This is a genomic window from Rhodococcus sp. ZPP (assembly GCF_017656075.1).
Taxonomy (GTDB): Bacteria; Actinomycetota; Actinomycetes; order Mycobacteriales; family Mycobacteriaceae; genus Rhodococcus_F; species Rhodococcus_F oxybenzonivorans.
This window is the reverse complement of the sequence record NZ_CP058638.1, coordinates 409,283-431,532: the sequence shown is the minus strand read 5'-3', so window position 1 is coordinate 431,532 and position 22,250 is coordinate 409,283. Positions and strand designations below refer to the sequence as shown.

General features: G+C 66.7%; 21 protein-coding genes. 16 read left to right on the top strand and 5 right to left on the bottom strand.

Going from position 1 to position 22,250, the window contains the following annotated elements:
* The first annotated feature begins 42 nt into the window (after positions 1–42).
* Genes metH through hisG form a run of 6 tightly spaced genes read left to right on the top strand, consistent with a single transcriptional unit; the run spans position 43 to position 7,292 of the window.
* Entirely contained in the window at positions 43–3,612 is a 3,570-nt protein-coding gene (metH, locus tag HYG77_RS01965) for a methionine synthase (RefSeq protein ID WP_208961722.1), read from the top strand.
* Complete coding sequence (locus HYG77_RS01960; protein WP_109329548.1) at positions 3,605–4,309, top strand: HAD family hydrolase; 705 nt, start codon at positions 3,605–3,607, stop codon at positions 4,307–4,309. Before metH ends, HYG77_RS01960 begins: the two co-directional genes overlap by 8 nt.
* A 15-nt stretch (positions 4,310–4,324) precedes the next feature.
* Positions 4,325–5,185 (top strand): rhodanese-related sulfurtransferase, encoded by an 861-nt coding sequence (locus HYG77_RS01955; protein ID WP_208961721.1) that lies wholly within the window; start codon positions 4,325–4,327, stop codon positions 5,183–5,185.
* Position 5,186: 1 nt separating this feature from the next.
* Positions 5,187–6,080 carry a pseudouridine synthase gene (locus HYG77_RS01950; protein WP_208963251.1) on the top strand — a complete coding sequence of 298 codons (894 nt, stop codon included), beginning with the start codon at positions 5,187–5,189 and terminating at the stop codon, positions 6,078–6,080.
* 25 nt (positions 6,081–6,105) lie between these two features.
* A complete protein-coding gene (locus HYG77_RS01945; protein ID WP_201453570.1) occupies positions 6,106–6,387 on the top strand; it encodes a phosphoribosyl-ATP diphosphatase in 282 nt (93 codons plus the stop codon).
* Between the two features lie 53 nt (positions 6,388–6,440).
* Entirely contained in the window at positions 6,441–7,292 is an 852-nt protein-coding gene (hisG, locus tag HYG77_RS01940; protein WP_109329554.1) for an ATP phosphoribosyltransferase, read from the top strand.
* A gap of 36 nt (positions 7,293–7,328) precedes the next feature.
* Here hisG and HYG77_RS01935 read toward each other — a convergent pair whose 3' ends face one another.
* Positions 7,329–8,171 carry a thioesterase family protein gene (locus HYG77_RS01935; protein WP_208961720.1) on the bottom strand — a complete coding sequence of 281 codons (843 nt, stop codon included), beginning with the start codon at positions 8,169–8,171 and terminating at the stop codon, positions 7,329–7,331.
* Complete coding sequence (locus HYG77_RS01930) at positions 8,168–9,094, bottom strand: RecB family exonuclease (RefSeq protein ID WP_109329558.1); 927 nt, start codon at positions 9,092–9,094, stop codon at positions 8,168–8,170. Before HYG77_RS01930 ends, HYG77_RS01935 begins: the two co-directional genes overlap by 4 nt.
* Before the next feature lie 92 nt (positions 9,095–9,186).
* Between HYG77_RS01930 and HYG77_RS01925 the strand changes: the two genes are divergently transcribed.
* Positions 9,187–10,041: a tRNA (adenine-N1)-methyltransferase gene (locus HYG77_RS01925; protein WP_208961719.1), complete on the top strand. Its 855-nt coding sequence runs from the start codon at positions 9,187–9,189 to the stop codon at positions 10,039–10,041.
* Positions 10,042–10,101: 60 nt separating this feature from the next.
* Here the strand turns inward: HYG77_RS01925 and HYG77_RS01920 are convergent, their stop codons facing one another.
* On the bottom strand, positions 10,102–10,611 hold the full coding sequence (locus tag HYG77_RS01920; RefSeq protein ID WP_109329562.1) for a hypothetical protein: 510 nt from the start codon (positions 10,609–10,611) through the stop codon (positions 10,102–10,104).
* 182 nt (positions 10,612–10,793) lie between these two features.
* Here HYG77_RS01920 and arc point away from each other — a divergent pair, with 182 nt between their 5' ends.
* Positions 10,794–12,569, top strand: coding sequence for a proteasome ATPase (gene arc / locus HYG77_RS01915; RefSeq protein WP_109329563.1), 1,776 nt, complete (start codon positions 10,794–10,796; stop codon positions 12,567–12,569).
* Between the two features lie 30 nt (positions 12,570–12,599).
* Here the strand turns inward: arc and HYG77_RS01910 are convergent, their stop codons facing one another.
* Positions 12,600–13,184: an NUDIX domain-containing protein gene (locus HYG77_RS01910; protein ID WP_159922027.1), complete on the bottom strand. Its 585-nt coding sequence runs from the start codon at positions 13,182–13,184 to the stop codon at positions 12,600–12,602.
* A gap of 176 nt (positions 13,185–13,360) precedes the next feature.
* Between HYG77_RS01910 and dop the strand changes: the two genes are divergently transcribed.
* From dop to prcA, 4 genes are all read left to right on the top strand, one after another.
* Positions 13,361–14,860 (top strand): depupylase/deamidase Dop, encoded by a 1,500-nt coding sequence (gene dop / locus HYG77_RS01905; protein WP_208961718.1) that lies wholly within the window; start codon positions 13,361–13,363, stop codon positions 14,858–14,860.
* Positions 14,861–15,030: 170 nt separating this feature from the next.
* Positions 15,031–15,225 (top strand): ubiquitin-like protein Pup, encoded by a 195-nt coding sequence (locus tag HYG77_RS01900; protein ID WP_005242990.1) that lies wholly within the window; start codon positions 15,031–15,033, stop codon positions 15,223–15,225.
* Positions 15,222–16,109, top strand: coding sequence for a proteasome subunit beta (gene prcB, locus HYG77_RS01895; RefSeq protein WP_208961717.1), 888 nt, complete (start codon positions 15,222–15,224; stop codon positions 16,107–16,109). Before HYG77_RS01900 ends, prcB begins: the two co-directional genes overlap by 4 nt.
* Positions 16,106–16,885, top strand: coding sequence for a proteasome subunit alpha (gene prcA / locus HYG77_RS01890; protein ID WP_208961716.1), 780 nt, complete (start codon positions 16,106–16,108; stop codon positions 16,883–16,885). Before prcB ends, prcA begins: the two co-directional genes overlap by 4 nt.
* On the opposite strand, the gene HYG77_RS01885 is transcribed toward prcA, so the two are convergent.
* The gene (locus HYG77_RS01885; protein WP_244373424.1) at positions 16,876–18,339 is read right to left on the bottom strand and encodes a phosphatase PAP2 family protein; all 1,464 of its coding nucleotides are present in this window, start codon (positions 18,337–18,339) and stop codon (positions 16,876–16,878) included. The two genes, prcA and HYG77_RS01885, sit on opposite strands and share 10 nt — an antisense overlap.
* 75 nt (positions 18,340–18,414) lie before the next feature.
* On the opposite strand from HYG77_RS01885, the gene pafA reads away from it, so the two are divergent.
* The 4 genes from pafA (at position 18,415) to tatA (ending at position 22,218) form a co-directional block, all read left to right on the top strand.
* On the top strand, positions 18,415–19,773 hold the full coding sequence (gene pafA / locus HYG77_RS01880) for a Pup--protein ligase (protein ID WP_208961714.1): 1,359 nt from the start codon (positions 18,415–18,417) through the stop codon (positions 19,771–19,773).
* A gap of 47 nt (positions 19,774–19,820) precedes the next feature.
* A complete protein-coding gene (locus HYG77_RS01875; protein WP_109329573.1) occupies positions 19,821–20,816 on the top strand; it encodes a YafY family protein in 996 nt (331 codons plus the stop codon).
* A complete protein-coding gene (locus HYG77_RS01870; RefSeq protein WP_208961713.1) occupies positions 20,809–21,789 on the top strand; it encodes a YafY family protein in 981 nt (326 codons plus the stop codon). Before HYG77_RS01875 ends, HYG77_RS01870 begins: the two co-directional genes overlap by 8 nt.
* Before the next feature lie 153 nt (positions 21,790–21,942).
* Positions 21,943–22,218, top strand: a complete 276-nt coding sequence (gene tatA / locus HYG77_RS01865; RefSeq protein WP_159922037.1) for a Sec-independent protein translocase subunit TatA — start codon at positions 21,943–21,945, stop codon at positions 22,216–22,218.
* The last annotated feature ends 32 nt before the right edge of the window (positions 22,219–22,250 follow it).

Here is a 22,250-nt window from a genome sequence, read left to right as displayed (position 1 = left end):
CTACGGCCAGCATCCGCCCCCGCGCCCATTAGTCTGGACGGCATGTCTGCGCCATTTCACTCTGCCCTGCTCGATGCGTTGAACCAGCGCGTTGTCATCGGCGACGGCGCCATGGGCACCATGTTGCAGGCCGCAGATCTCACCTTGGACGACTTCCTGGGCCTCGAGGGCTGCAACGAAATTCTCAATCACACCCGCCCCGACGTGCTGAAAGACATCCATCGCGCGTACTTCGAGGCCGGGGCCGACGCCGTCGAAACCAACACGTTCGGCTGCAACCTGCCCAACCTGGCGGACTACGACATCCAGGACCGGATCCGCGAACTGGCCGAGAAAGGTACTCGGCTGGCACGTGAGGTCGCCGACGAGATGGGGCCGGGGCGCGACGGCATGGGCCGGTTCGTGCTGGGGTCGATGGGCCCGGGCACCAAGCTGCCGACACTCGGTCACGCATCGTTCGCGAGCCTGCGGGACGCGTACGCCGAGGCGGCGATGGGAATGATCGACGGGGGCGCCGATGCGATCCTCGTCGAGACGTGCCAGGACCTTCTGCAGGTGAAAGCCGCGATCCTCGGCAGTCGCATGGCGATGGACAAGCTCGGGTCCCGGCTGCCGATCATGACGCACGTCACCGTGGAGACCACCGGAACGATGCTTCTCGGCAGTGAGATCGGTGCCGCGCTGACCGCCCTCGAACCGCTCGGGATCGACATGATCGGACTCAACTGCGCTACCGGCCCGGCCGAGATGAGCGAGCACCTTCGGCACCTGTCGAAGTACTCGACGCTGCCGGTGTCGGTCATGCCCAACGCCGGTCTGCCGACGCTGGGGGCCAATGGCGCCGAGTACCCGCTCACGGCGGAGGAACTGGCGGAGGCGCTCAGTGGGTTCGTCAGCGAGTACGGGCTCGCGCTGGTGGGTGGTTGCTGCGGCACAACCCCGGAGCACATCCGGCAGGTGGCCGAGGCGGTGCGCCTGGTCGAGAAGGCCGAGCGTAACCCGGTGCGTGAGTCGGGGACGTCCTCGCTCTACACCGCGGTGCCGTTCCAGCAGGATGCGAGCATCCTGATGATCGGCGAGCGCACGAACTCCAACGGATCGAAGGCGTTCCGTGAGGCGATGATCGCCGAGGACTACCAGAAGTGCCTCGACATCGCCAAGGACCAGACCCGCGACGGCGCCCACATGCTGGACCTCAACGTCGACTACGTCGGCCGCGACGGTGCCGCAGACATGGCCGCTCTGGCGAGCCGGTTCGCGACGGCGTCGACGTTGCCGATCATGCTGGACTCCACCGAGCCCGCAGTGCTGCAGGCGGGCCTCGAGCATCTCGGTGGTCGGTGCGCCGTCAACTCGGTGAACTACGAGGACGGCGACGGGCCGGATTCGCGGTTCCAGAAGATCATGCGGCTGGTGAAGGAACATGGCGCCGCCGTGGTGGCCCTGACCATCGACGAGGAGGGTCAGGCGCGTACCGCGGAGCACAAAGTCCGGATCGCCGAGCGACTCCTCGAGGACATCACCACCAACTGGGGTCTCGACGAGTCCGACATCATCATCGACGCGCTCACGTTCCCGATCTCCACCGGTCAGGAGGAGGTGCGCCGGGACGGCATCGAGACCATCGAAGCGATCCGGGAGCTGAAGAAGCGGCACCCTGAGGTGCACTTCACCCTCGGTGTGTCGAACATCTCGTTCGGTCTCAATCCGGCCGCGCGGCAGGTGCTCAACTCGGTATTCCTGCACGAGTGCACCGAGGCCGGTCTCGACACGGCGATCGTCCACGCGTCCAAGATCTTGCCGATGGCCCGCATCCCCGACGAGCAGCGAGAAACTGCCCTCGACCTGGTCTACGACCGTCGCAGCGAGGGTTACGACCCACTGCAGAAGCTGATGCAACTCTTCGAGGGTGTCTCGGCGGCGTCGGCGCGTGAATCGCGCGCCCAGGAACTTGCTGCCCTGCCGCTGTTCGAACGACTCGAGCGACGCATCGTGGACGGGGAGCGCAACGGCCTCGACGAGGACCTCACCGAGGCCATGACGCAGAAGCCGCCGCTCGAGATCATCAACGAGACGCTGCTCTCGGGCATGAAGACCGTCGGCGAACTCTTCGGCTCCGGTCAGATGCAGCTGCCGTTCGTCCTCCAGTCCGCCGAGGTGATGAAGGCGGCGGTGGCGTACCTCGAACCACACATGGAGGCCACCGACGAGGACGGCAAGGGTCGCATCGTCATCGCCACTGTGAAGGGCGACGTCCACGACATCGGCAAGAACCTGGTCGACATCATCCTGAGCAACAACGGATACGACGTCGTGAACCTGGGCATCAAGCAGCCGATCGCTACCATTCTCGATGCCGCGATCGAGCAGCGGGCCGATGTGATCGGCATGTCCGGTCTGCTCGTGAAGTCGACCGTGGTGATGAAGGACAATCTGCAGGAGCTCAACGCCAAGGGCGTCGCGGAGAAGTTCCCTGTGCTGCTCGGGGGAGCGGCCCTTACCCGGTCTTATGTGGAGAACGACCTCGCCGAGGTGTACGAGGGTGAGGTCAGTTACGCGCGGGACGCTTTCGAGGGCCTGCACCGGATGGACGAGATCATGGCCGTCAAGCGCGGCGGTGGACCCGATCCGGACAGCCCGGAGGCGATCGCGGCCCGCGAGAAGGCGGCGGAGCGCAAAGCCCGCCACGAACGATCGAAAAGGATCGCCGAGAAACGCAAGGCCGCCGAAACGCCGATCGAGGTGCCCGAGCGGTCCGACGTGGCCACCGACATCGACGTCCCGAATCCGCCCTTCTGGGGTAACCGGATCGTCAAGGGCGTCTCGCTGTCCGACTATTCGGGACTCCTCGACGAGCGTGCCCTGTTCCTCGGACAGTGGGGCCTGCGCGGACAGCGGTCCGGCGACGGTCCTACCTATGAGGAGCTGGTGGAGACCGAAGGTCGCCCACGACTGCGGTATTGGCTCGATCGCCTGAGCACGGAGGGCATCCTCGCGCACGCCGCGGTGGTGTACGGGTACTTCCCGGCCGTGTCCGAGGGTGACGACGTGGTTGTGCTCACCGAACCGAAGCCCGATGCGGACGAGCGTTTCCGGTTCACGTTCCCCCGTCAGCACCGTGACCGCTTTCTCTGCGTTGCCGACTTCGTCCGCTCGCGGACCGAAGCGAAGGAAACCGGGCAGGTCGACGTGTTCCCGATGCAGTTGGTCACCATGGGGCAGCCCATTGCGGACTTCGCGAACGAGCTGTTCGCCGCAAACGCGTATCGCGACTACCTCGAGGTGCACGGCATCGGTGTGCAGTTGACGGAATCGTTGGCCGAGTACTGGCATCGCCGCGTGCGGGAGGAACTGGTGCTGCCCGGCGGACACAATGTGGCGGAACAGGACCCGTCGGAGGTGTCCGGATTCTTCGACCTGGCATATCGCGGTGCCCGCTACTCGTTCGGCTACGGCGCGTGCCCCAACCTGGAAGACAGGGCCAAGATGGTAGCTCTGCTCGAGCCCGAGCGGATCGGTGTGAAGTTGTCCGAGGAGTTGCAGTTGCATCCGGAACAGTCCACGGATGCGTTCGTTCTGCACCATCCCGAGGCGAAGTACTTCAATGTCTGAGGCGGGCAACGAACTCGCAGGTGTTCTGTGGGACATGGACGGAACGCTGCTCGACTCGGAGAAGATGTGGGACGTCGCGGTGCGGGAGTTGTCGCTGCACCTCGGCGGTCCCATGACCGAGGAGACACGGCTGAAGACGATCGGTGCATCCAGTGCCGATGCTCTCGGCGTCATCTTCGACGCTCTCGGCCTCGAGCAGGACCCGGTTTCGCTCGCTGAGGCCAAGGAGTGGATGTTCACTCGCGTCGAAGAGTTGTTCGCCGACGGCATCCCGTGGCGTCCCGGCGCACTGCGGGCATTGCAGGCGGTGCGTGAACACGGCCTGAGTACAGCCCTGGTGACCAACACCGAGCGTCGTCTCACCGAGCGCGCACTCGACACCCTCGGGCGTCAGCACTTCGACCATTCGGTGTGTGGTGACGAGGTGCCGTTCGGTAAGCCGCACCCCGGCCCGTATCTGCGAGGTGCGGAACTGCTGGGGCTGGACCCTGCTCAGTGCCTCGCCATCGAGGACTCTCCCACCGGTGCCGCGTCGGCGCAGGCCGCCGGATGCGTCGTGCTCGTCATACCCTGCGAGGTCGTCGTACCGCAGGGGCCGGGAAGAGTGTTCCGGGACAGTCTCGAAGGGCTCACGGGGGTAGAACTCGGCGCACTGTGGTCGCAGCCGCAAGCGCAGCTGAGCGGCCTGCAGCTTTAGGTATCCTGGTTTCCCGTGGCTGTGCCGAAGATTGTGCTGTTCTATGTGTTCACACCGCTCGCCGACCCGGACGCGATCCGGCTGTGGCAGCACACCCTCGCCGAGGCCAACGGTCTCACCGGCCGAATCCTGATCTCCGAGCACGGCATCAACGCCACGGTGGGCGGCGACATTCGGGATGTCAAGAGGTATGTCAAGGGCACCCGGAGTTACGCTCCCTTCCGCGACGCCGACATCAAATGGTCCGATGGGCGCGGCGCCGACTTTCCCCGGCTCAGCGTCCGGGTACGGCCCGAGATCGTGTCCTTCGGTGCGCCCGACGAGCTGAAAGTCGACACGACCGGGGTGGTGGGCGGCGGCACCCACCTGGCGCCACACGAGGTGCACGAATTGGTGGAGGGTAGGGGCGAGGACGTCGTGTTCTTCGACGGCCGCAACGCCTTCGAGGCGGAGATCGGCCGATTCCGGGGGGCCGTCGTCCCCGATGTGTCGACGACCCGGGACTTTGTCCACGAACTCGACAGCGGCAAGTACGACCACCTCAAGAACAAGGCGGTGGTGACGTACTGCACGGGCGGGGTGCGCTGTGAGGTGCTGTCGTCGCTGATGCGCTCGCGCGGTTTCGGGGAGGTGTATCAACTCGACGGCGGCATCGTCCGGTACGGCGAAGCCTTCGGTGACAGCGGTCTGTGGGAAGGGTCGCTGTATGTCTTCGACAAGCGGATGTCCGTGAACTTCAGCGAGCGGGCGAGCGTCCTGGGAACCTGCACCGTATGCGGGGATCCCACGTCCCGTTACGAGAATCTGCCCGAGAATCAGGGGCGTGCGCTTGCCTTGGTGTGTGAGGGCTGCACCGCCGACAGTCGGGTCGGCTGACGTGGCCGGCGCCCCTCTGCCCATTCGTAACGGCCTCGGCCCGGACCGCGTCCGGATGCCCGCCGACCTCGACACGAAGACCGTTGCCGACTTCCTGCTGCGGACCTACCCGGACGACAGTGCGCACTGGCTCACGCTGATCGACAGTGGTGGTGTGGTCGACGAACACGGGCGGGTGGTCGATCGCCGAACGCGGTATTCGCCCACGCGGTTCGTGTATTTCTACCGTGATCCTGCCCCCGAGATCCCGGTGCCGTTCGACATCGACATCCTCCACCACGACGACCGGCTCGTCGTGGTCGACAAACCGCACTTTCTCGCGACCATCCCGCGTGGCGCCCACATCACCGAAACTGCGGTCGTGCGACTGCGTAAGGCGCTCGATCTCCCCGAACTGACGCCGGCGCACCGGCTCGACCGGATGACGGCGGGTGTGCTCGTGTTCCTCGTCCGGCGTGAGGATCGTCGACCGTATCAGGAGTTGTTCGTCTCCCGGCAGGTGACGAAAGAGTATGAGGCGCTTGCCGGTACCGCTTCGGCGTTGACCTTTCCGCGCACCGTTCGCAGCCGCATCGTGAAGGAACACGGGGTGATGACGGCAACGGAGGAACCGGGGGAGCCGAACAGTGAAACCGTGATCGACCTGCTCGAGTCGAGGAATGGTCGCGGACGTTACCGCCTGCTGCCCAGGACGGGTCGCACGCACCAGCTGCGGTTGCACATGTCGTCGCTGGGATTGCCGATCGAGGGCGACAACTACTACCCGACCTTCCGCCGCTCGGTGCCCGGCGACTTCTCTTCGCCCCTGCAGTTGCTCGCGCGGGCCATCGAGTTCATCGACCCGGTGTCGGGTGGGGTCCGCCGGTTCGAGAGTCGCCGCACTCTCGGGTGGTGACCGGTTCCGAGGGGACCGCGGTGGCGTGAAACAATGGGTCCTCGTGAAGACCTTCGAATCCCTGTTCGCCGAGCTGACTGAACGCGCCGCCACCCGTCCCGAGGGCTCCGGCACCGTTGCCGCCCTGGACGCCGGCGTCCATTCGCAGGGAAAGAAGATCCTCGAAGAGGCCGGTGAGGTATGGATTGCCGCCGAGCACGAGAGCGACGACGCGCTCTCCGAGGAAATCTCCCAGCTGCTCTACTGGGTTCAGGTGCTGATGGTGGGTAAGGGGCTGAAACTCGAGGACGTCTACCGACATCTGTGATCGGTCGATCGAGCCTTCCCTCACCCCGCGTCTTCTCCGAAAGGACCCCTCTCATGCTGCGCGTTGCAGTCCCGAACAAGGGCTCGCTGTCCGAGTCCGCCGCCGAAATCCTCAGCGAAGCCGGTTACCGGCGCCGCACCGACTCCCGCGATCTGACCGTTCTCGACCCGTCGAACCAGGTCGAATTCTTCTTCCTGCGGCCCAAGGACATCGCGATCTACGTCGGTTCGGGTGAACTCGACCTCGGGATCACCGGCCGCGACCTCGCCCGCGATTCGGGCGCCCCTGTCTCCGAACGGCTCTCACTCGGCTTCGGCCGGTCCACCTTCCGGTACGCCGCCCCTGCCGGGAAGGATTGGTCCGTGGAGGACCTCGCGGGGCTGCGGATCGCCACGTCCTACCCCAACCTGGTGCGCGACGATCTGTCGGCCCGCGGCATCGAGGCCTCGGTGATCCGCCTCGACGGCGCGGTCGAGATCTCGATTCAGCTCGGTGTCGCGGACGCGATCGCCGACGTGGTGGGGTCGGGACGCACACTGCGCCAGCACAACCTGGTGGCCTTCGGGGACACCCTCTGCGACTCCGAGGGTGTGCTCATCGAACGCGCGGGTTCGCCCGCCGACAATTCGGCCCGCAACCAGTTGGTGGAGCGGGTGCGGGGCATCGTGTTCGCGCAGCAGAACCTCATGCTCGATTACGACTGCCCCAAGACGATCCTCGACGACGCGTTGAAGATCACCCCGGGTCTGGAATCCCCGACACTGTCCCCGCTGGCCGACGAGAACTGGGTGGCAGTGCGGGCGATGGTGCCGATCAAGGGGCACAACGGTGTGATGGACGAGCTCGCCGAACTCGGTGCCAAGGCGATTCTGGCCTCGAACATCCGGTCGTGCCGGGCTCTGTGAGTCCGCGTTCCGCTTCGGTCCGCGCTCGTTCCGAACTCAGGGGCGGGCGCGGACCTGTACGGATTGGGTGATGCGCCCGACCGCACCGGCGTGGTCGTAGAGCACGCCCGCGCACATACCCACCCCGTCGGGGCCGGTCGAGGTTTCCGCGCTGACGCCAACCCAGCTCCCCGACGGCACCCGGAACACGTGCACCGTGAGGTCCGTGTTCAGGAACGTCCACTGCGTCGGGTCGAGTTTGGATCCGACGCCGTTGGCGATATCGGCCACGGAGAACAACCGCTCGAGCGGAGTCATCTGCTCGCCCCGGACGAGGGCGGGTTTCGGCCTCGCCCACATCGCGGCGGGACCTTCGCCGCCGATCTCGGTGATCCACCGGTAGTCGAGGGTGTCGAGGTAACCCGATGCCGGGAAACGCCACACGGCACCGTCGCGGCCTGCTTCCGGCGGTGGGAGAGGCGTGTCGGCGGTGTGCACCGTGGCGGCGGTATCAACGGTCTCCATTCGCCACCCGGTAGCCCTGGCCACCGCGCGCGATCGGCCGGCGGTATCGGTGCTCCACAATTCCGCGACCACCAACTCCACCCGCCGCCCGGGACGCTGTACCCAGGAGCGGACCTCGAGTTCGGCGATCGGGATGGGGCCGAGGATGTCGACGGCGACCCGGGTGACCCGCACGTCGTTTCGGGCGTCGCAGCGCTCGAGCGCGCGAAGGAGGAGGGCGGACGGGGGCGCGCCGTGTTGCATGGTGTCGGCCCACACGCTGACGGTCAGGTCGGTACTCGCGAACCGCTCGATGGTGACCTTCCGATCCGGATCGGTCGCTGCAGCGCTCAGCGATTCCGAACCGACCGGAACGTAGTAGGACTCCGCACTCATTCGACGATCTCCTCGAATCCAGGTGTCTCCTCGGCCGGCCCCTCGGGCCATCCCGGATAGGGCGGCGGTGTTCCGCCGAACGACGGGCACAGGGCCTTGTGATCACACCAGTCGCACAGTCGGCTGGGCTTGGGGCGGAAGTCCCCGGTCGCACCCGCTGTCAGAATCGCTTTCCAAATGGCCGATAGCGTGCGTTCGAATCGCAGCAGTTCGTCCTCGTCGGGCGCGTAGGTGAGCACGATGCCGGAGGCCAGGTACAGCAGGCGCAACTGGGCGGGCACGATCCCCCGGGTCCGGAGCAGCACCAGGGCGTAGAACTTCATCTGGAACAGGGCCTTGGACTCGCTCATTTCCCGCGGGGCGCGACCCGTCTTGTAGTCGACCACCCGCACCTCGCCGGTGGGCGCGACGTCGATGCGGTCGACGAAGCCGCGCAGCAACACCCCGTCGGCAAGTTCGGTCTCCACCCGCAGCTCACACGACTCGGCCTCGAACCGCGTCGGATCTTCCAGACCGTAGTAGGCGGTGACCAGGGAGCGGGCCTCGTCGAGGAACCCTTCACGCTCCTCGGCGGGTACCAATTCGACCAGTTCGGGGGTCTCGGCGAGCATCCGTTCCCACGAGGGATGGACGAGGTCGACGGCGCGCTCGGGCACACGCTCGGCGGCGGGTAACCCGAACAGGGTTTCCAGCGCCGCATGCACCACAGTGCCCTTCACCTGCGCCCGCGAGGGCGCCTCGGGGAGTCGGTCGACGGCCCGGAACCGGTAGAGCAACGGGCACTGCTTGAAGTCACCGGCCCGGGAGGGGGAGAGCGCGGGGCGTCTGCGGGTTGCCGTTCCCGCTCCGAGCTGTACTGGGGAACCCTTCGTCTGTGATGGGGGACCCTCTGTCACAGGGGCTGCCGACTCTGAGATGCTCACACCTGGCAGGGTAGGCGCCTGGTCCGACAGTCTCGTCGCGGCCGCCGGCGAGTACGACGGCCGGAACGAACAGGCTGAGGAGTCGTTGACACATGGTAGGACGCGAAACGCGACCGAGCGGACCGTTTCGGGTGGGCGATCGCGTCCAGCTGACCGACGCCAAGGGCCGGCATTACACGGTCAACCTGGAGGCGGGCAAGGAGTTCCACACCCACCGCGGCGGCATCCTGCACGACGACCTGATCGGCACCGACGAGGGCAGTGTCGTCAAGTCCACCAACGGCACCCCCTACCTGGCGTTGCGGCCGCTGCTGGTCGACTACATCCTGTCGATGCCGCGCGGCGCTCAGGTGATCTACCCGAAGGACGCAGCGCAGATCGTGCACGAGGGTGACGTGTTCCCCGGTGCGCGGGTGCTCGAGGCGGGCGCCGGATCCGGGGCACTGACCTGCTCTCTTCTCCGCGCGGTGGGACCGCAGGGTCGGGTCATCTCCTACGAGGTGCGGGACGACCACGCCGAGCACGCGGTGCGCAACGTCGAAACCTTCTTCGGGGAACGACCGGACAACTGGGATCTGACCATCGCCGATGTCGCCGAGTTCGACGCAGAGGCGGCCGGCGGACAGGTGGATCGGGTCGTTCTCGACATGCTGGCGCCGTGGGACGCCCTGACCGCCGTGTCGAAGGCGCTGGTTCCGGGCGGCGTTCTCATCGTCTACGTCGCTACTGTGACGCAACTCTCGAAAGTCGTCGAGGCGATGCGCGAACAGGAGTGCTGGACCGAGCCCCGGTCGTGGGAGTCGATCGTGCGGGGCTGGCACGTGGTCGGCCTGGCGGTGCGCCCCGAGCACCGGATGCAGGGCCACACCGCGTTCCTCGTCAGTGCCCGGCGCCTCGCCGAGGGCACCGTCACCCCCAAGCCGCAGCGCAGGTCCGGCAAGGGCTGACCGACGAAAGCGGCGGCGCCCGAAAGGACGCAGCCGCGGAAACGGTCTCGCAGGTCTGTTCTAGCTGCATCCGGTGCGGGCCATGCCCAGCAACGCGCAGGTGCTCTCGTCCGACACCTTCCAGGTGCCGTCGACGTTCTCCCATGTCCACGGAGTGGGAGCGGCGGTGCCGTGCGGGCTCGTCACCGCCACCTTCGCGGTGGCAATATCACCGTCTACCTGCACGTCCGTGACAGTGAACGACACCGGGTAGTTGGCGGTGGCGGCGGTCATGGCCTCGATGTTGGAGCGGCGCTCGTCACCCTCGACCACCACGGCGGTCTTCTCGTCCACGGGGCGTGCGGGGTCGACGAGAACCTGCAGCGTGGTGAGCAGTTCGTCCGAGCTGGGCGCGGCGACGGAGTCCTCGACCGAGGTCGCTGCCGCGGCCGTGGTGGCGGTGGCCGGTGTGGTGTCCGCGGTGTCGTCGGACGAGCACGACGCCAGGCCGAGCGCGAGGGCGACGGCGCCGGCGGCGACCGCTGTCCTGCCGACGAGGGAAGTGCCGATCAGCGATGTGCGGATTATCACGACGAGCCCTTTCGTTACACAGAAGAGAGAGACACTGCTCAGCAGGTAGGCAAGGCTAACATGATGGAACTGGAGGTTCGGGTCTCTCGTTGGCCGATTCGCAATCGGCAGATTCCGTGTCACGGCGCAGAATTCGGGCGGTGCCGGTAGCGTTGATAGATCTTCATTGGGAGGAGACGCACATGAGCTCGACAGAGAACCCCGATTCGGTTGCGGCCGCACGAGAGCTCGAGGCGTTGCGCGCAGAGGCGTCGGCATTGCGGAGGCAGCTCGCGGAGTCGCCGGAACAGCTCCGTGAGATGGAATCGCGAGTGGACTCGTTGTCCATCCGTAACACCAAGCTGATGGACACCCTCAAGGAAGCACGCCAGCAGCTCATCGCTCTTCGAGAGGAAGTCGATCGCCTCGGCCAGCCGCCGAGCGGATACGGCGTCCTCCTCGGAGTGCACGACGACCTGACCGTGGACGTGTTCACCTCCGGTCGCAAGATGCGGTTGACGTGCTCACCGAACGTCGAGGCCGAGACGCTCAAACTCGGTCAGACCGTGCGCCTCAACGAAGCCCTCACCATCGTCGAGGCCGGCACCTTCGAGCGTGTGGGCGAGATCAGCACCCTGCGCGAGATCCTCGACGACGGCCAGCGTGCCCTCGTGGTGGGTCACGCCGACGAGGAACGCATCGTCTGGCTGGCCGAACCCCTTGCCGCGGTCTTCGCCGACAGTGAGCGAGAGTCGGTCGCGTACGACGCGGAGTCACCCACCCGCAAGTTGCGGCCCGGTGATTCTCTGCTGGTCGACACCAAGGCCGGATACGCGTTCGAGCGGATACCGAAGGCCGAAGTCGAGGATCTCGTCCTCGAAGAGGTCCCGGACGTGCACTACGACGACATCGGCGGGCTCGGACGGCAGATCGAGCAGATCCGCGACGCGGTGGAGCTGCCGTTCCTGCACAAGGACCTCTTCCACGAGTACGCGCTCCGCCCACCCAAGGGTGTGCTCCTGTACGGCCCGCCCGGTTGCGGTAAGACACTCATCGCGAAGGCTGTCGCGAACTCGCTGGCCAAGAAGATCGCGGAGGCCCGCGGTGAGGACAGCAAGGAAGCGAAGTCGTTCTTCCTCAACATCAAGGGTCCCGAGCTGCTCAACAAGTTCGTCGGCGAGACGGAACGGCACATCCGGCTCATCTTCCAGCGGGCTCGCGAGAAGGCATCGGAGGGTACTCCCGTCATCGTGTTCTTCGACGAGATGGACTCGATCTTCCGTACCCGCGGATCGGGTGTCTCCTCCGACGTCGAGACCACCGTCGTCCCGCAGTTGCTCAGCGAGATCGACGGTGTCGAGGGGCTCGAGAACGTCATCGTGATCGGCGCCTCCAACCGCGAGGACATGATCGACCCCGCGATCCTGCGTCCGGGCCGCCTGGATGTGAAGATCAAGATCGAGCGCCCCGACGCGGAATCGGCACAGGACATTTTCTCCAAGTACCTGACCGAGACGCTGCCCGTCCACGCCGACGACCTGGCCGAGTTCGGTGGGGACCGCACCGCCTGCATCCGGGCGATGATCGAGCGGGTCGTCGACCGCATGTACGCCGAGAGTGAAGAGAACCGCTTCCTCGAGGTCACCTATGCCAACGGTGACAAGGAGGTGCTGTACTTCAAGGACTTCAACTCGGGTGCGATGATCCAGAACATCGTCGACCGGGCCAAGAAGTACGCGATCAAGTCGGTGCTCGACACCGGGGCCCCCGGCCTGCGGGTCCAGCACCTGTTCGATTCGATCGTCGACGAGTTCTCGGAGAACGAGGACCTGCCGAACACCACGAACCCGGACGACTGGGCACGCATTTCCGGTAAGAAGGGCGAGCGGATCGTTTACATCCGCACGTTGGTCACCGGCAAGAACGCGAGCGCGAGCCGCGCCATCGACACCGAGTCCAACACCGGCCAGTACCTGTAGCGGACTGCCCATACCGGCACGGCGGGAACGTCATTCGTTTCCCGCCGTGCCGGTCTGTTCTCCGGGTCGGTTCTCGTCCGGGGCGACACGGTTTCCCAGCAGTGCGCGGGTGTCGGGGGCGAACGGCCATGCCGGGTCGCGGAGGTGCGTGAGCAGCTCTTCGGGGGTCCACCACCAGCCGGCCGCGATTTCACTCTCCTGGTGAACGATCGGGCCGTCCCAGTGGGTTTCGTAGGCGTAGAGGTGGCAGCGCAGGCGCAGCCCCTGCCACCGGCCGTTCCAGGACACCCGGGCGATCGGGGTGAGCACGGCACCGGTGATCCCCAGCTCCTCGGCCAATTCCCGGCCGGCGGCCTGTTCGGGGGTCTCGCCGGGATCGAGCACACCGCCCGCCAGGCAGTCGTGATGACCGGCGAACACCCTCTTGGTGTCGGACCGCCGGTGCACGTAGAGACGTTTTCCGTCGCCCGACCGCACGAGCACTCCGGCGCTGGCATGCCACAGCCCCTCGTCGTAAACCCGTGATCGTTCGGCGGACCCGACCGGGTGGCCTGCGTCGTCGAACACCGCCACCACTTCGTGTGCCTGTCGTGAAGTGTCCGGCGCGGAATCCATGCGTCCGATCCTGCCAGCAGCACGGTGACGCCGTCCCCGTCGCGTCGGGGTATTCAGGGCCGTGCCACAGTCGGTCGCTCGATTTCGGTGGATGCCGGGGCCCCTTCCGCCGACCCTACCGGGAGTGCGCGCAGGCCTGACCGTCTCCGGAACCGGTGATCGCATAGGCTCGCAGCATGCAGCGGATCATCGGTGTCGAAGTCGAGTACGGAATCTCCTCGCCCAGCGAGCCGTCGGCCAATCCGATTCTGACCTCGACCCAGGCGGTGCTCGCCTATGCGGCAGCGGCCGGGGTGCCCCGGGCCAAGCGGACCCGGTGGGACTACGAGGTGGAGTCGCCCCTGCGCGACGCCCGCGGATTCGACCTCGGCCGGCTCAGCGGTCCGGCACCGGTCATCGACGCCGACGAGGTCGGTGCCGCCAACATGATCCTCACCAACGGCGCGCGCCTGTACGTCGACCACGCCCATCCGGAGTATTCCGCCCCCGAGGTCACCGATCCGCTCGACGCGGTGATCTGGGACAAGGCGGGCGAGCGGGTGATGGAAGCCGCCGCCCGGCACGCGTCGAGTGTGCCCGGTGCACCGCGACTGCAGTTGTACAAGAACAACGTGGACGGCAAGGGCGCCTCCTACGGCACCCACGAGAATTACCTGATGTCGCGGGCCACGCCGTTCTCCGCGGTGATCAACGGCCTCACCCCGTTCTTCGCGTCCCGTCAGGTGATCACCGGGTCCGGACGGGTGGGCATCGGTCAGTCCGGCGACGAGGCCGGTTTCCAGTTGTCGCAGCGTGCGGACTACATCGAGGTGGAGGTCGGCCTCGAGACGACGCTCAAGCGTGGGATCATCAACACCCGCGACGAACCCCACGCCGATGCGGACAAGTACCGCCGGCTCCACGTCATCATCGGTGACGCCAACCTGGCCGAGATGTCGACGTACCTCAAAGTCGGCACCACCGCCCTGGTTCTCGATCTCATCGAGGCCGGCGTCGATCTCACCGACCTCCAGCTGGCACGCCCGGTCACCGCCGTGCACCACATCAGTCACGACCCCACCTTGCGGGCCACTGTGGCGTTGGCCGACGGCCGGGAGCTGACCGGGCTTGCCCTGCAGCGGATCTATCACGACCGGGTTGCGAAATTCGTCTCCGCCGAGGGCAACGACGACCCCCGCGTCACCGACCTGCTCGAAAAATGGGCCATGGTGCTCGACCTGCTCGAGCGTGATCCGCTGGAGTGCTCGCACCTGCTGGACTGGCCGGCGAAGCTGCGTCTCCTGGAGGGTGCGCGCAGCCGGGAAGGCCTCGGATGGGCCGCCCCCAAATTGCACCTGATCGACCTCCAGTACTCCGACGTGCGTCTCGACAAGGGCCTGTACAACCTCCTGGTGTCGCGCGGGTCGATGGAACGGCTCGTCACCGAGCAGCAGGTCCTGGACGCCGTCGATGCACCGCCGATCGACACCCGCGCGTACTTCCGCGGCGAGTGCCTGCGCAAGTTCGGTGCCGACATTGCGGCTGCGAGCTGGGATTCGGTGATCTTCGACCTGGGTGGAGACTCCCTGGTCCGGATCCCGACTCTCGAGCCGCTGCGGGGCAGCAAAGCCCACGTCGGAGCGTTGCTGGAGTCGGCGTCCACGGCGAAGGAGCTCGTCGACGAGCTCACGAACTGAGCCCGCGGGCCGGTCATGGTGGGCCCCGCCGGTAACCTCACCGCCGCGTCGGCACACGTGGGGCGTCGGCGCTCGGTAGGGTGAAGGTCCGAGCGGATGATCAGTCAGACTGCTTGGCAGAACAGGACGCTCGGAAGAAGAGCTCCCTTTACACAAGGAGGTCGGCGGCGATGGCACAGGAGCAGACCAAACGTACTGGTGGCGGCGATGAGGACGACACCCCCGGCGGTGACGGAGCTGCAGGTCAGGAACGTCGTGAAAAGCTGGCAGAAGACACCGACGACCTCCTCGACGAGATCGACGACGTGCTCGAGGAGAATGCCGAGGACTTCGTCCGGGCCTATGTCCAGAAGGGCGGCCAGTGACGGCGGATCGACCGGCACTGCGGATACACAACGGTGACACGAGGCTCAGCTTCGGCTCGAACCTGTCCTCGTTCACCGAGTATCTGCGTGGTCATGCACCAGAATTGCTGCCGGAGAATCGGATCGGCCTTCGCTCGCACTCGACCGCACGGGGTGGTGACGGGATGGACAGCGGGGATCTCGCACCGCACGGAACGACGATCGTGGCGCTCACCTACAAGGGTGGGGTGCTCATCGCCGGTGACCGGCGAGCGACACAGGGAAACCTGATCGCCAGTCGCGACGTGGAAAAGGTGTACATCACCGACGAATACTCGGCTGCCGGAATAGCAGGCACCGCCGGTATCGCGATCGAGTTGGTGCGGCTCTTCGCCGTCGAGCTCGAGCACTACGAGAAGATCGAGGGCGTTCAGCTCACGTTCGACGGCAAGGCGAATCGCCTGGCGTCGATGGTGCGCGGCAATCTCGGGGCCGCGATGCAGGGCCTCGCCGTGGTGCCGCTCCTCGTCGGCTACGACCTCGACGCGGACGACGACGCGCGGGCGGGCCGCATTGTGTCCTACGACGTGGTCGGCGGTCGCTACGAGGAACGCTCCGGATACCACGCGGTCGGTTCGGGTTCGTTGTTCGCGAAGTCGTCGCTGAAGAAGCTGTATACGCCGGAGAGTGACGAGGAGACCGCGTTGCGCGCGGCCATCGAGTCGCTGTACGACGCCGCTGACGACGACTCGGCCACCGGCGGGCCGGATGTGACCAGGGGTATCTACCCGACCGCGGTGACGATCACGCAGGCCGGGGCGGTGCACGTGTCCGAGGACACGACGTCGGAGTTGGCGCGGCGCATCGTCGCCGAGCGGACCGAAGAAGGGGGGTCGGTGCGATGACCATGCCGTACTACGCATCAGCCGAGCAGATCATGCGGGATCGCTCGGAGCTGGCGCGCAAGGGCATCGCCCGGGGGCGCAGCGTCGTGGTGCTCACCTTCCACGACGGTGTGCTGTTCGTCGCGGAGAATCCGTCGACCGCCCTGCACAAGGTGAGCGAGCTGTATGACCGCCTCGGGTTCGCGGCGGTGGGGAAATACAACGAGTTCGAGAACTTGCGGCGGGCCGGCATCGTGCACGCCGACATGCGCGGCTACTCCTACGACCGCCGCGATGTGACAGGTCGGTCGCTGGCCAACGCCTATGCGCAGACATTGGGCACAATCTTCACCGAGCAGCCCAAGCCCTACGAGGTGGAAATCTGCGTCGCCGAGGTGGGGCGGGTGGGAAGCCCCAAGGCGCCGCAGTTGTACCGCATCACCTACGACGGATCCATCGTCGACGAGCAGGACTTCGTGGTGATGGGTGGCACGACGGAACCGATCGCTACTGCCATGCGTGAGTCCTATCGCGCCGATCTGGGCCTCGAGGACGCGGTCGGGGTCGCGGTCAACGCACTGCGGCAGGGCGGTGCGGGCGACGGTGAACGCCGCAACGTCGATGTGTCGGCTCTCGAGGTGGCGGTGCTCGATCAGACCCGTCCCCGGCGCGCGTTCCGGCGGATCGTCGGGAGCGCGCTCGAGGGGCTGCTTCCGGAGCCGCCCGCCGCCCCGTCGGAATCGGCCGCAGAGCCGACTCCGGACAACGGGACGACGCCGACCGAATCTCAGGGCTGAGGGCGGTACACCGCGAGCGCTTCGGGCTCGGCCCGGAAGTCGAAGGTGCGGGCGTCGGCGACTACTTCGCCGTCGGTCGCCAGAGCGACCGGTGATCCGTCGACCTGCACGGTCAGCCTCGGCACCAGCGACCGGACGTACACCGGTGTGGTGCCGAGGGTGCCGGTCGCGGCGGCGAACAGCAGCCGGGATCGCGAGGCGCGGCGGTCTGCCCGCACATATCGCACATCGAGCATTCCGCCGGTGATCGCCGGGCGTGACATCGGAACCTGATCGGCCGGCGAGTACCGGCCGTTGCCGACGAACAGCATCCAGATCAGCACCGGTTCCCCGTCGATGGTGACGGCAAGGGGTGCGGCGGCGGAGAGGATCCGGATCATTGCGGCGCAGGCGGCCGGCCATTTCCCGAGCCGCGGCTGCCACTTTTCCCGTAGTCGCACGGCGTCCGGGTATCCGCCCAGGCTGGCGGTGTTGAGGAACGGTGCCGGCGCTGCGACGTCGGTGACGACGACGGCCTTGTCGACGTGCCGGGCGCGGCCCTTCTCGACAGCCTTCGCCGTTCCGGCGATGTCGGTGACGCCCGCGTCGCGGGCGAAGTGATTGAGAGTGCCCCCGGGGAAGACCGCCAGCGGCAGCGTGTGGCGGACTGCTGCCGCTGCCACCGCGACCACCGTGCCGTCGCCGCCGCAGACCCCGAGCGCCTGCGGTTGGGTCCCGCCGATCCAGGTGTCGAGTTGCTCGGCGAAATCCTGGTCCATGTCGAGGGTGCGCACCAGTGCACTCGGCAAGGCGGCGCCGATCTCGTCGGTCGGCGCATCGTCGCCGGGTCCGGATCCGGGATTGACCACCACGAGTAGTCCTTCGCCACCGGGTAGTGCGGGAACGTCGGCCGCTGTGCCGAGGTCGGCCGGGTCCTCCGAGCGGACCGCCCACCAGCGTCGGGTGCTCGAGGCCACGACACCACCGAACGCGAGCCCGACGAGCACGTCACTCGGCCAGTGGACTCCGTTGTGGACGCGGGAGTAGGCGACTGCCGCCGCGAGCGGTGCCAGCACGGCCCCGGTGACCGGAGACTCGAGGGCAACCCCGGTGGTGAAGGCCGCCGCGGATGCGGCATGCCCGGACGGGAACGACGACGACAGCGGAATGCGCACCCCCCGCAGCACGCTGGCCCATTGCCGGGCGGTGGGCCGCCGCCGAGGGAATAGCGGTTTCAGGATCCCGTTGGCCAGCATGCTGGCCAGGGCGAGGGACAGCAGACCGCGGACACCGCCGCGCCGCGCCCGCCCGCCGACGGCGGTGAGTACTACGGCGGCTGCCCACCACAGCATCCCCTTGTCGGCGGCACGGCTGAGGAAACGCATCAACCGATCGGCCTCGGACGGACGTAGATTGGCGCTGCGATCGAACACGAACTCGTCGGCTCGGTGGATCCGGTGTAACGGTGGCTTCACGACCTCAGAGTATGCGTGCGGTGTCGCCGAGGGTTTTCTCGCTCCGCCGCGTGATCCGCGTTGTACTGTCGAGGTGTGCAGCGACGAATCATGGGTATTGAGACTGAGTTCGGTGTGACCTGCACCTTCCATGGTCACAGGCGACTGAGCCCCGACGAGGTTGCGCGCTACCTGTTCCGGCGGGTGGTGTCGTGGGGCCGTAGTTCCAACGTGTTCCTCCGGAACGGTGCCCGCCTGTATCTGGACGTCGGCTCGCACCCCGAGTACGCGACGGCGGAGTGCGACAACCTGATCCAGTTGGTCAATCACGACCGGGCGGGGGAGCGGGTTCTCGAGGAACTGCTCATCGACGCGGAGCAGCGGCTCGCCGAAGAAGGCATCGGCGGCGACATCTACCTGTTCAAGAACAACACCGACTCCGCCGGTAACTCGTACGGCTGCCACGAGAACTTCCTGGTGGCGCGGGCCGGGGAGTTCTCCCGGATCTCCGACGTTCTGTTGCCGTTCCTGGTGACGCGGCAGCTGATCTGCGGTGCGGGCAAGGTCCTGCAGACTCCCAAGGCGGCCACCTTCTGCCTGTCTCAGCGGGCGGAGCACATCTGGGAGGGGGTGTCCTCGGCGACTACCCGGTCGCGGCCCATCATCAATACGCGCGACGAACCGCACGCCGACGCCGAGAAGTACCGTCGCCTCCACGTGATCGTCGGTGATTCCAACATGTCGGAGTCGACCACCATGCTGAAGGTGGGAACCGCGGCCCTCGTCCTGGAGATGATCGAGGCCGGGGTTTCGTTCCGCGATTTCGCGCTCGACAACCCGATCCGCGCCATTCGCGAGGTCAGTCATGACGTCACCGGACGTCGCCCGGTGCGGTTGGCCGGCGGCCGGCAGGCCAGTGCACTGGACATTCAGCGCGAGTACCACACGCGCGCGGTGGAACACCTGCAGAACCGCGAACCCGACGCACAGGTCAGCCAGGTGGTGGATCTCTGGGGCCGGATGCTCGATGCGGTGGAGTCGCAGGACTTCGCCAAGGTGGACACGGAGATCGACTGGGTGATCAAGCGCAAGCTGTTCCAGCGCTACCAGGACCGGGACGGGTTCGAGCTTGCCGACCCGAAGATTGCACAGCTCGACCTGGCGTACCACGACATCAAACGTGGTCGCGGTGTGTTCGACCTGCTCCAGCGCAAGGGGCTGGTGAAGCGGATCACCGAGGACGAGACGATCGAAGCTGCCGTGGACACCCCGCCGCAGACGACCCGCGCGAAGCTGCGCGGTGAGTTCATCACCGCAGCTCAGGAGGCCGGCCGCGACTTCACGGTCGACTGGGTGCATCTCAAGCTCAACGATCAGGCGCAGCGGACGGTCCTGTGCAAGGACCCGTTCCGGTCGGTCGACGAACGGGTGGAGCGGTTGATTGCCTCGATGTAGCGGCGCTGCGGGAGTTCGGAACCAACCCACCCACTAGGCTTCCCGGCGTGCCGACATCCAAGATCGAGCGCTTGATGAACCTGGTGATCTGTCTGCTGTCCACCAGGCAGTTCCTCACGGCCGAGAAGATTCGCGAGAGCGTAGCCGGATACGCCGACTCCGCCAGCGACGAGGCCTTCAGTCGCATGTTCGAGCGCGACAAGAACGAACTCCGTGACCTCGGTGTGCCCCTCGAGACCGGGCAGGCGTCGCGTTTTTCCACGGTCGAGGGCTACCGCATCAACCGCAACGCGTACGAACTTCCCGACATCGACCTCACCCAGGAAGAGTCGGCGGCCGTGGCGGTGGCGGTGCAGTTGTGGGAGTCGCCGGAATTGACCTCGGCAGCACAGGGTGCGTTGCTGAAATTGCGGGCGGCGGGGGTGCAGGTGGATCCCGACTCTGCGGCCACCCCCGTTACCGCCGTCCCGGCCCGTACACGAGGGTCGGAACCGGCGCTGGGCAAGCTGCTGGCCGCGATCGATGCCGGTCGTGCCGTGCACTTTCCCCACCGGGGTGCGCTCAACGAGCCGTACACCGAACGCACGGTCGAGCCGTGGGGTGTCGTCACGGCGCACGGTCGCTGGTATCTCGTCGGCCACGACGTCGACCGTGGTGCCGTGCGGACGTTCCGGCTCTCGCGGATCGGTGACGAGGTGACGGCGTTCGGCCCGGCCGGTGTGGTGCACAAGCCGGCCGACATCGATCTTCGTACAATCGTGGATCGGGTCACCGGATCGGGTGCGGTCACCGGCACCGCAACGGTGTGGGTGGCCGAAGGGCGAGCCCAGGAGTTGCGCCGACTGGGCACCACGACGGGGGAACGGCAAGTGGCCCAGCGCAGCGGAAGTGTTCTGCAGATTCCGGTGCGGTCGCGGGATTGGATCGCCCGGCTGATCGCCGGACACGGGGCGGATGCATTGGTCCTCGACCCACCGGAACTGCGCGACGACGTGCTGGCCAAGTTACGGGACGCGGCGGGACAGGGGGCGCGGAGTGAGTAACAGGTTGTCGTCGAGACTTTCGCGGCTACTCAATCTGGTGCCGTACTTCATCGCGAATCCGGGAATGAGCGCAGCGGAGGCCGCCGCCGAACTCGGGGTGACGACCACCCAGTTGATGAGCGACCTCAATCAATTGTGGGTCTGCGGGTTGCCGGGGTACGGCCCCGGCGACCTGATCGACCTCTCGTTCTCCGAGGAGAGCATCGAGGTGACGTTCTCGGCGGGCATCGACCGTCCGTTGCGGTTGACGTCCACCGAGGCGACCGCGCTGCTGATTGCTCTGCGTTCGCTGGTCGAGATGCCCGGCATGGTCGACCCTTCGGCGGCGCACAGCGCGATCGCGAAGATCGAGGATGCCGCCGGCACGGCCGCGGCGCGTACCCCGGCAACGGTGTCGTCGGGCCGGGAGACTGCCGAGGACGTGGAAGAAGACCCCATCGCCGCAACGGTCCGCGCCGCCCTCCATCATCGCCGCGCACTCGACATCACCTACTATTCCGCCTCGCGGGACCGGGTGAGTGAGCGCACGGTGGATCCGGTCCGCATTGTGCTGGTCGACAACCACAGCTACCTGCAGGCGTGGTGCCGTCAGGCCGAAGGGGTGCGTCTCTTCCGGCTCGACCGCATCGACGCCGCCACCGAACTGGAGGAGCCCTCCACACCGCCGGCGCAGGCGCTGGCGCGAGATTCGAATCTGGAACTGTTCAGTGGCGACCCCTCCCTACCGCATGCCCGGCTGCACATCACCGCCGAGTGCGTGTGGGTCCTCGACTACTACCCGATGGATGTGCTGGCCGTGGGCGCGGACGGTGCCGTCGAGGCGAGCATGAGCTACGGGGCGCTCGAGTGGATGGCGCGGCTCGTCCTCGGCTTCGGTGGTGGCATCACCGTCCTCGAACCGGTCGAGCTCGTCGAGGAGGTGCGGCGCCGCGCGGTCGAGGCCCTCGCGGCGTATGAGGCCGTGGACGTCTGAGTCAGCGTTCGAGGACTGCTCGCCGATGTGCGTTCACAGCGTTCGGTGAGGAAACCGACAGTCGAATCGCAGCGTGACTAGCCGGTTTCGACGCGGCTGGTCCGGGGCCGGTCCGGTAGCATCGGGGGCACCTGATCTTTTGGAGGTTTCATCATGGGAGCCATGAGCCCCTGGCACTGGGCCATCGTTGCGTTGGTCGTTGTCATCCTTTTCGGTTCCAAGAAGCTGCCCGACGCAGCTCGTGGACTCGGCCGCTCGCTTCGCATCTTCAAGAGCGAGGTCAAGGAGATGCAGAACGACAACAACGCTCCGGCGCCCACCGCGCAGCAGAGCGCGCCCGCCGAACTGCCCGTGGCGGATACCACCACCACGCCCGTCACGCCTCCCGCTCCGGTGCAGCCGCAGCACCCCGAGCACAAGTCGGCGTAGTCCGAGCCGTCTGGCAACCGGGGTGACCTCGT

Bases quoted from the DNA above. Each gene is read 5' to 3' on its own strand.
- hisG (WP_109329554.1), top strand. From the start codon at position 6,441: ATGCTGCGCGTTGCAGTCCCGAACAAGGGCTCGCTGTCCGAGTCCGCC.
- tatA (WP_159922037.1), top strand. From the start codon at position 21,943: ATGGGAGCCATGAGCCCCTGGCACTGGGCCATCGTTGCGTTGGTCGTT.
- HYG77_RS01960 (WP_109329548.1), top strand. From the start codon at position 3,605: ATGTCTGAGGCGGGCAACGAACTCGCAGGTGTTCTGTGGGACATGGAC.
- metH (WP_208961722.1), top strand. From the start codon at position 43: ATGTCTGCGCCATTTCACTCTGCCCTGCTCGATGCGTTGAACCAGCGC.
- HYG77_RS01900 (WP_005242990.1), top strand. From the start codon at position 15,031: ATGGCACAGGAGCAGACCAAACGTACTGGTGGCGGCGATGAGGACGAC.
- HYG77_RS01910 (WP_159922027.1), bottom strand. From the start codon at position 13,184: ATGGATTCCGCGCCGGACACTTCACGACAGGCACACGAAGTGGTGGCG.
- prcA (WP_208961716.1), top strand. From the start codon at position 16,106: ATGACCATGCCGTACTACGCATCAGCCGAGCAGATCATGCGGGATCGC.
- arc (WP_109329563.1), top strand. From the start codon at position 10,794: ATGAGCTCGACAGAGAACCCCGATTCGGTTGCGGCCGCACGAGAGCTC.
- HYG77_RS01925 (WP_208961719.1), top strand. From the start codon at position 9,187: ATGGTAGGACGCGAAACGCGACCGAGCGGACCGTTTCGGGTGGGCGAT.
- dop (WP_208961718.1), top strand. From the start codon at position 13,361: ATGCAGCGGATCATCGGTGTCGAAGTCGAGTACGGAATCTCCTCGCCC.
- HYG77_RS01935 (WP_208961720.1), bottom strand. From the start codon at position 8,171: ATGAGTGCGGAGTCCTACTACGTTCCGGTCGGTTCGGAATCGCTGAGC.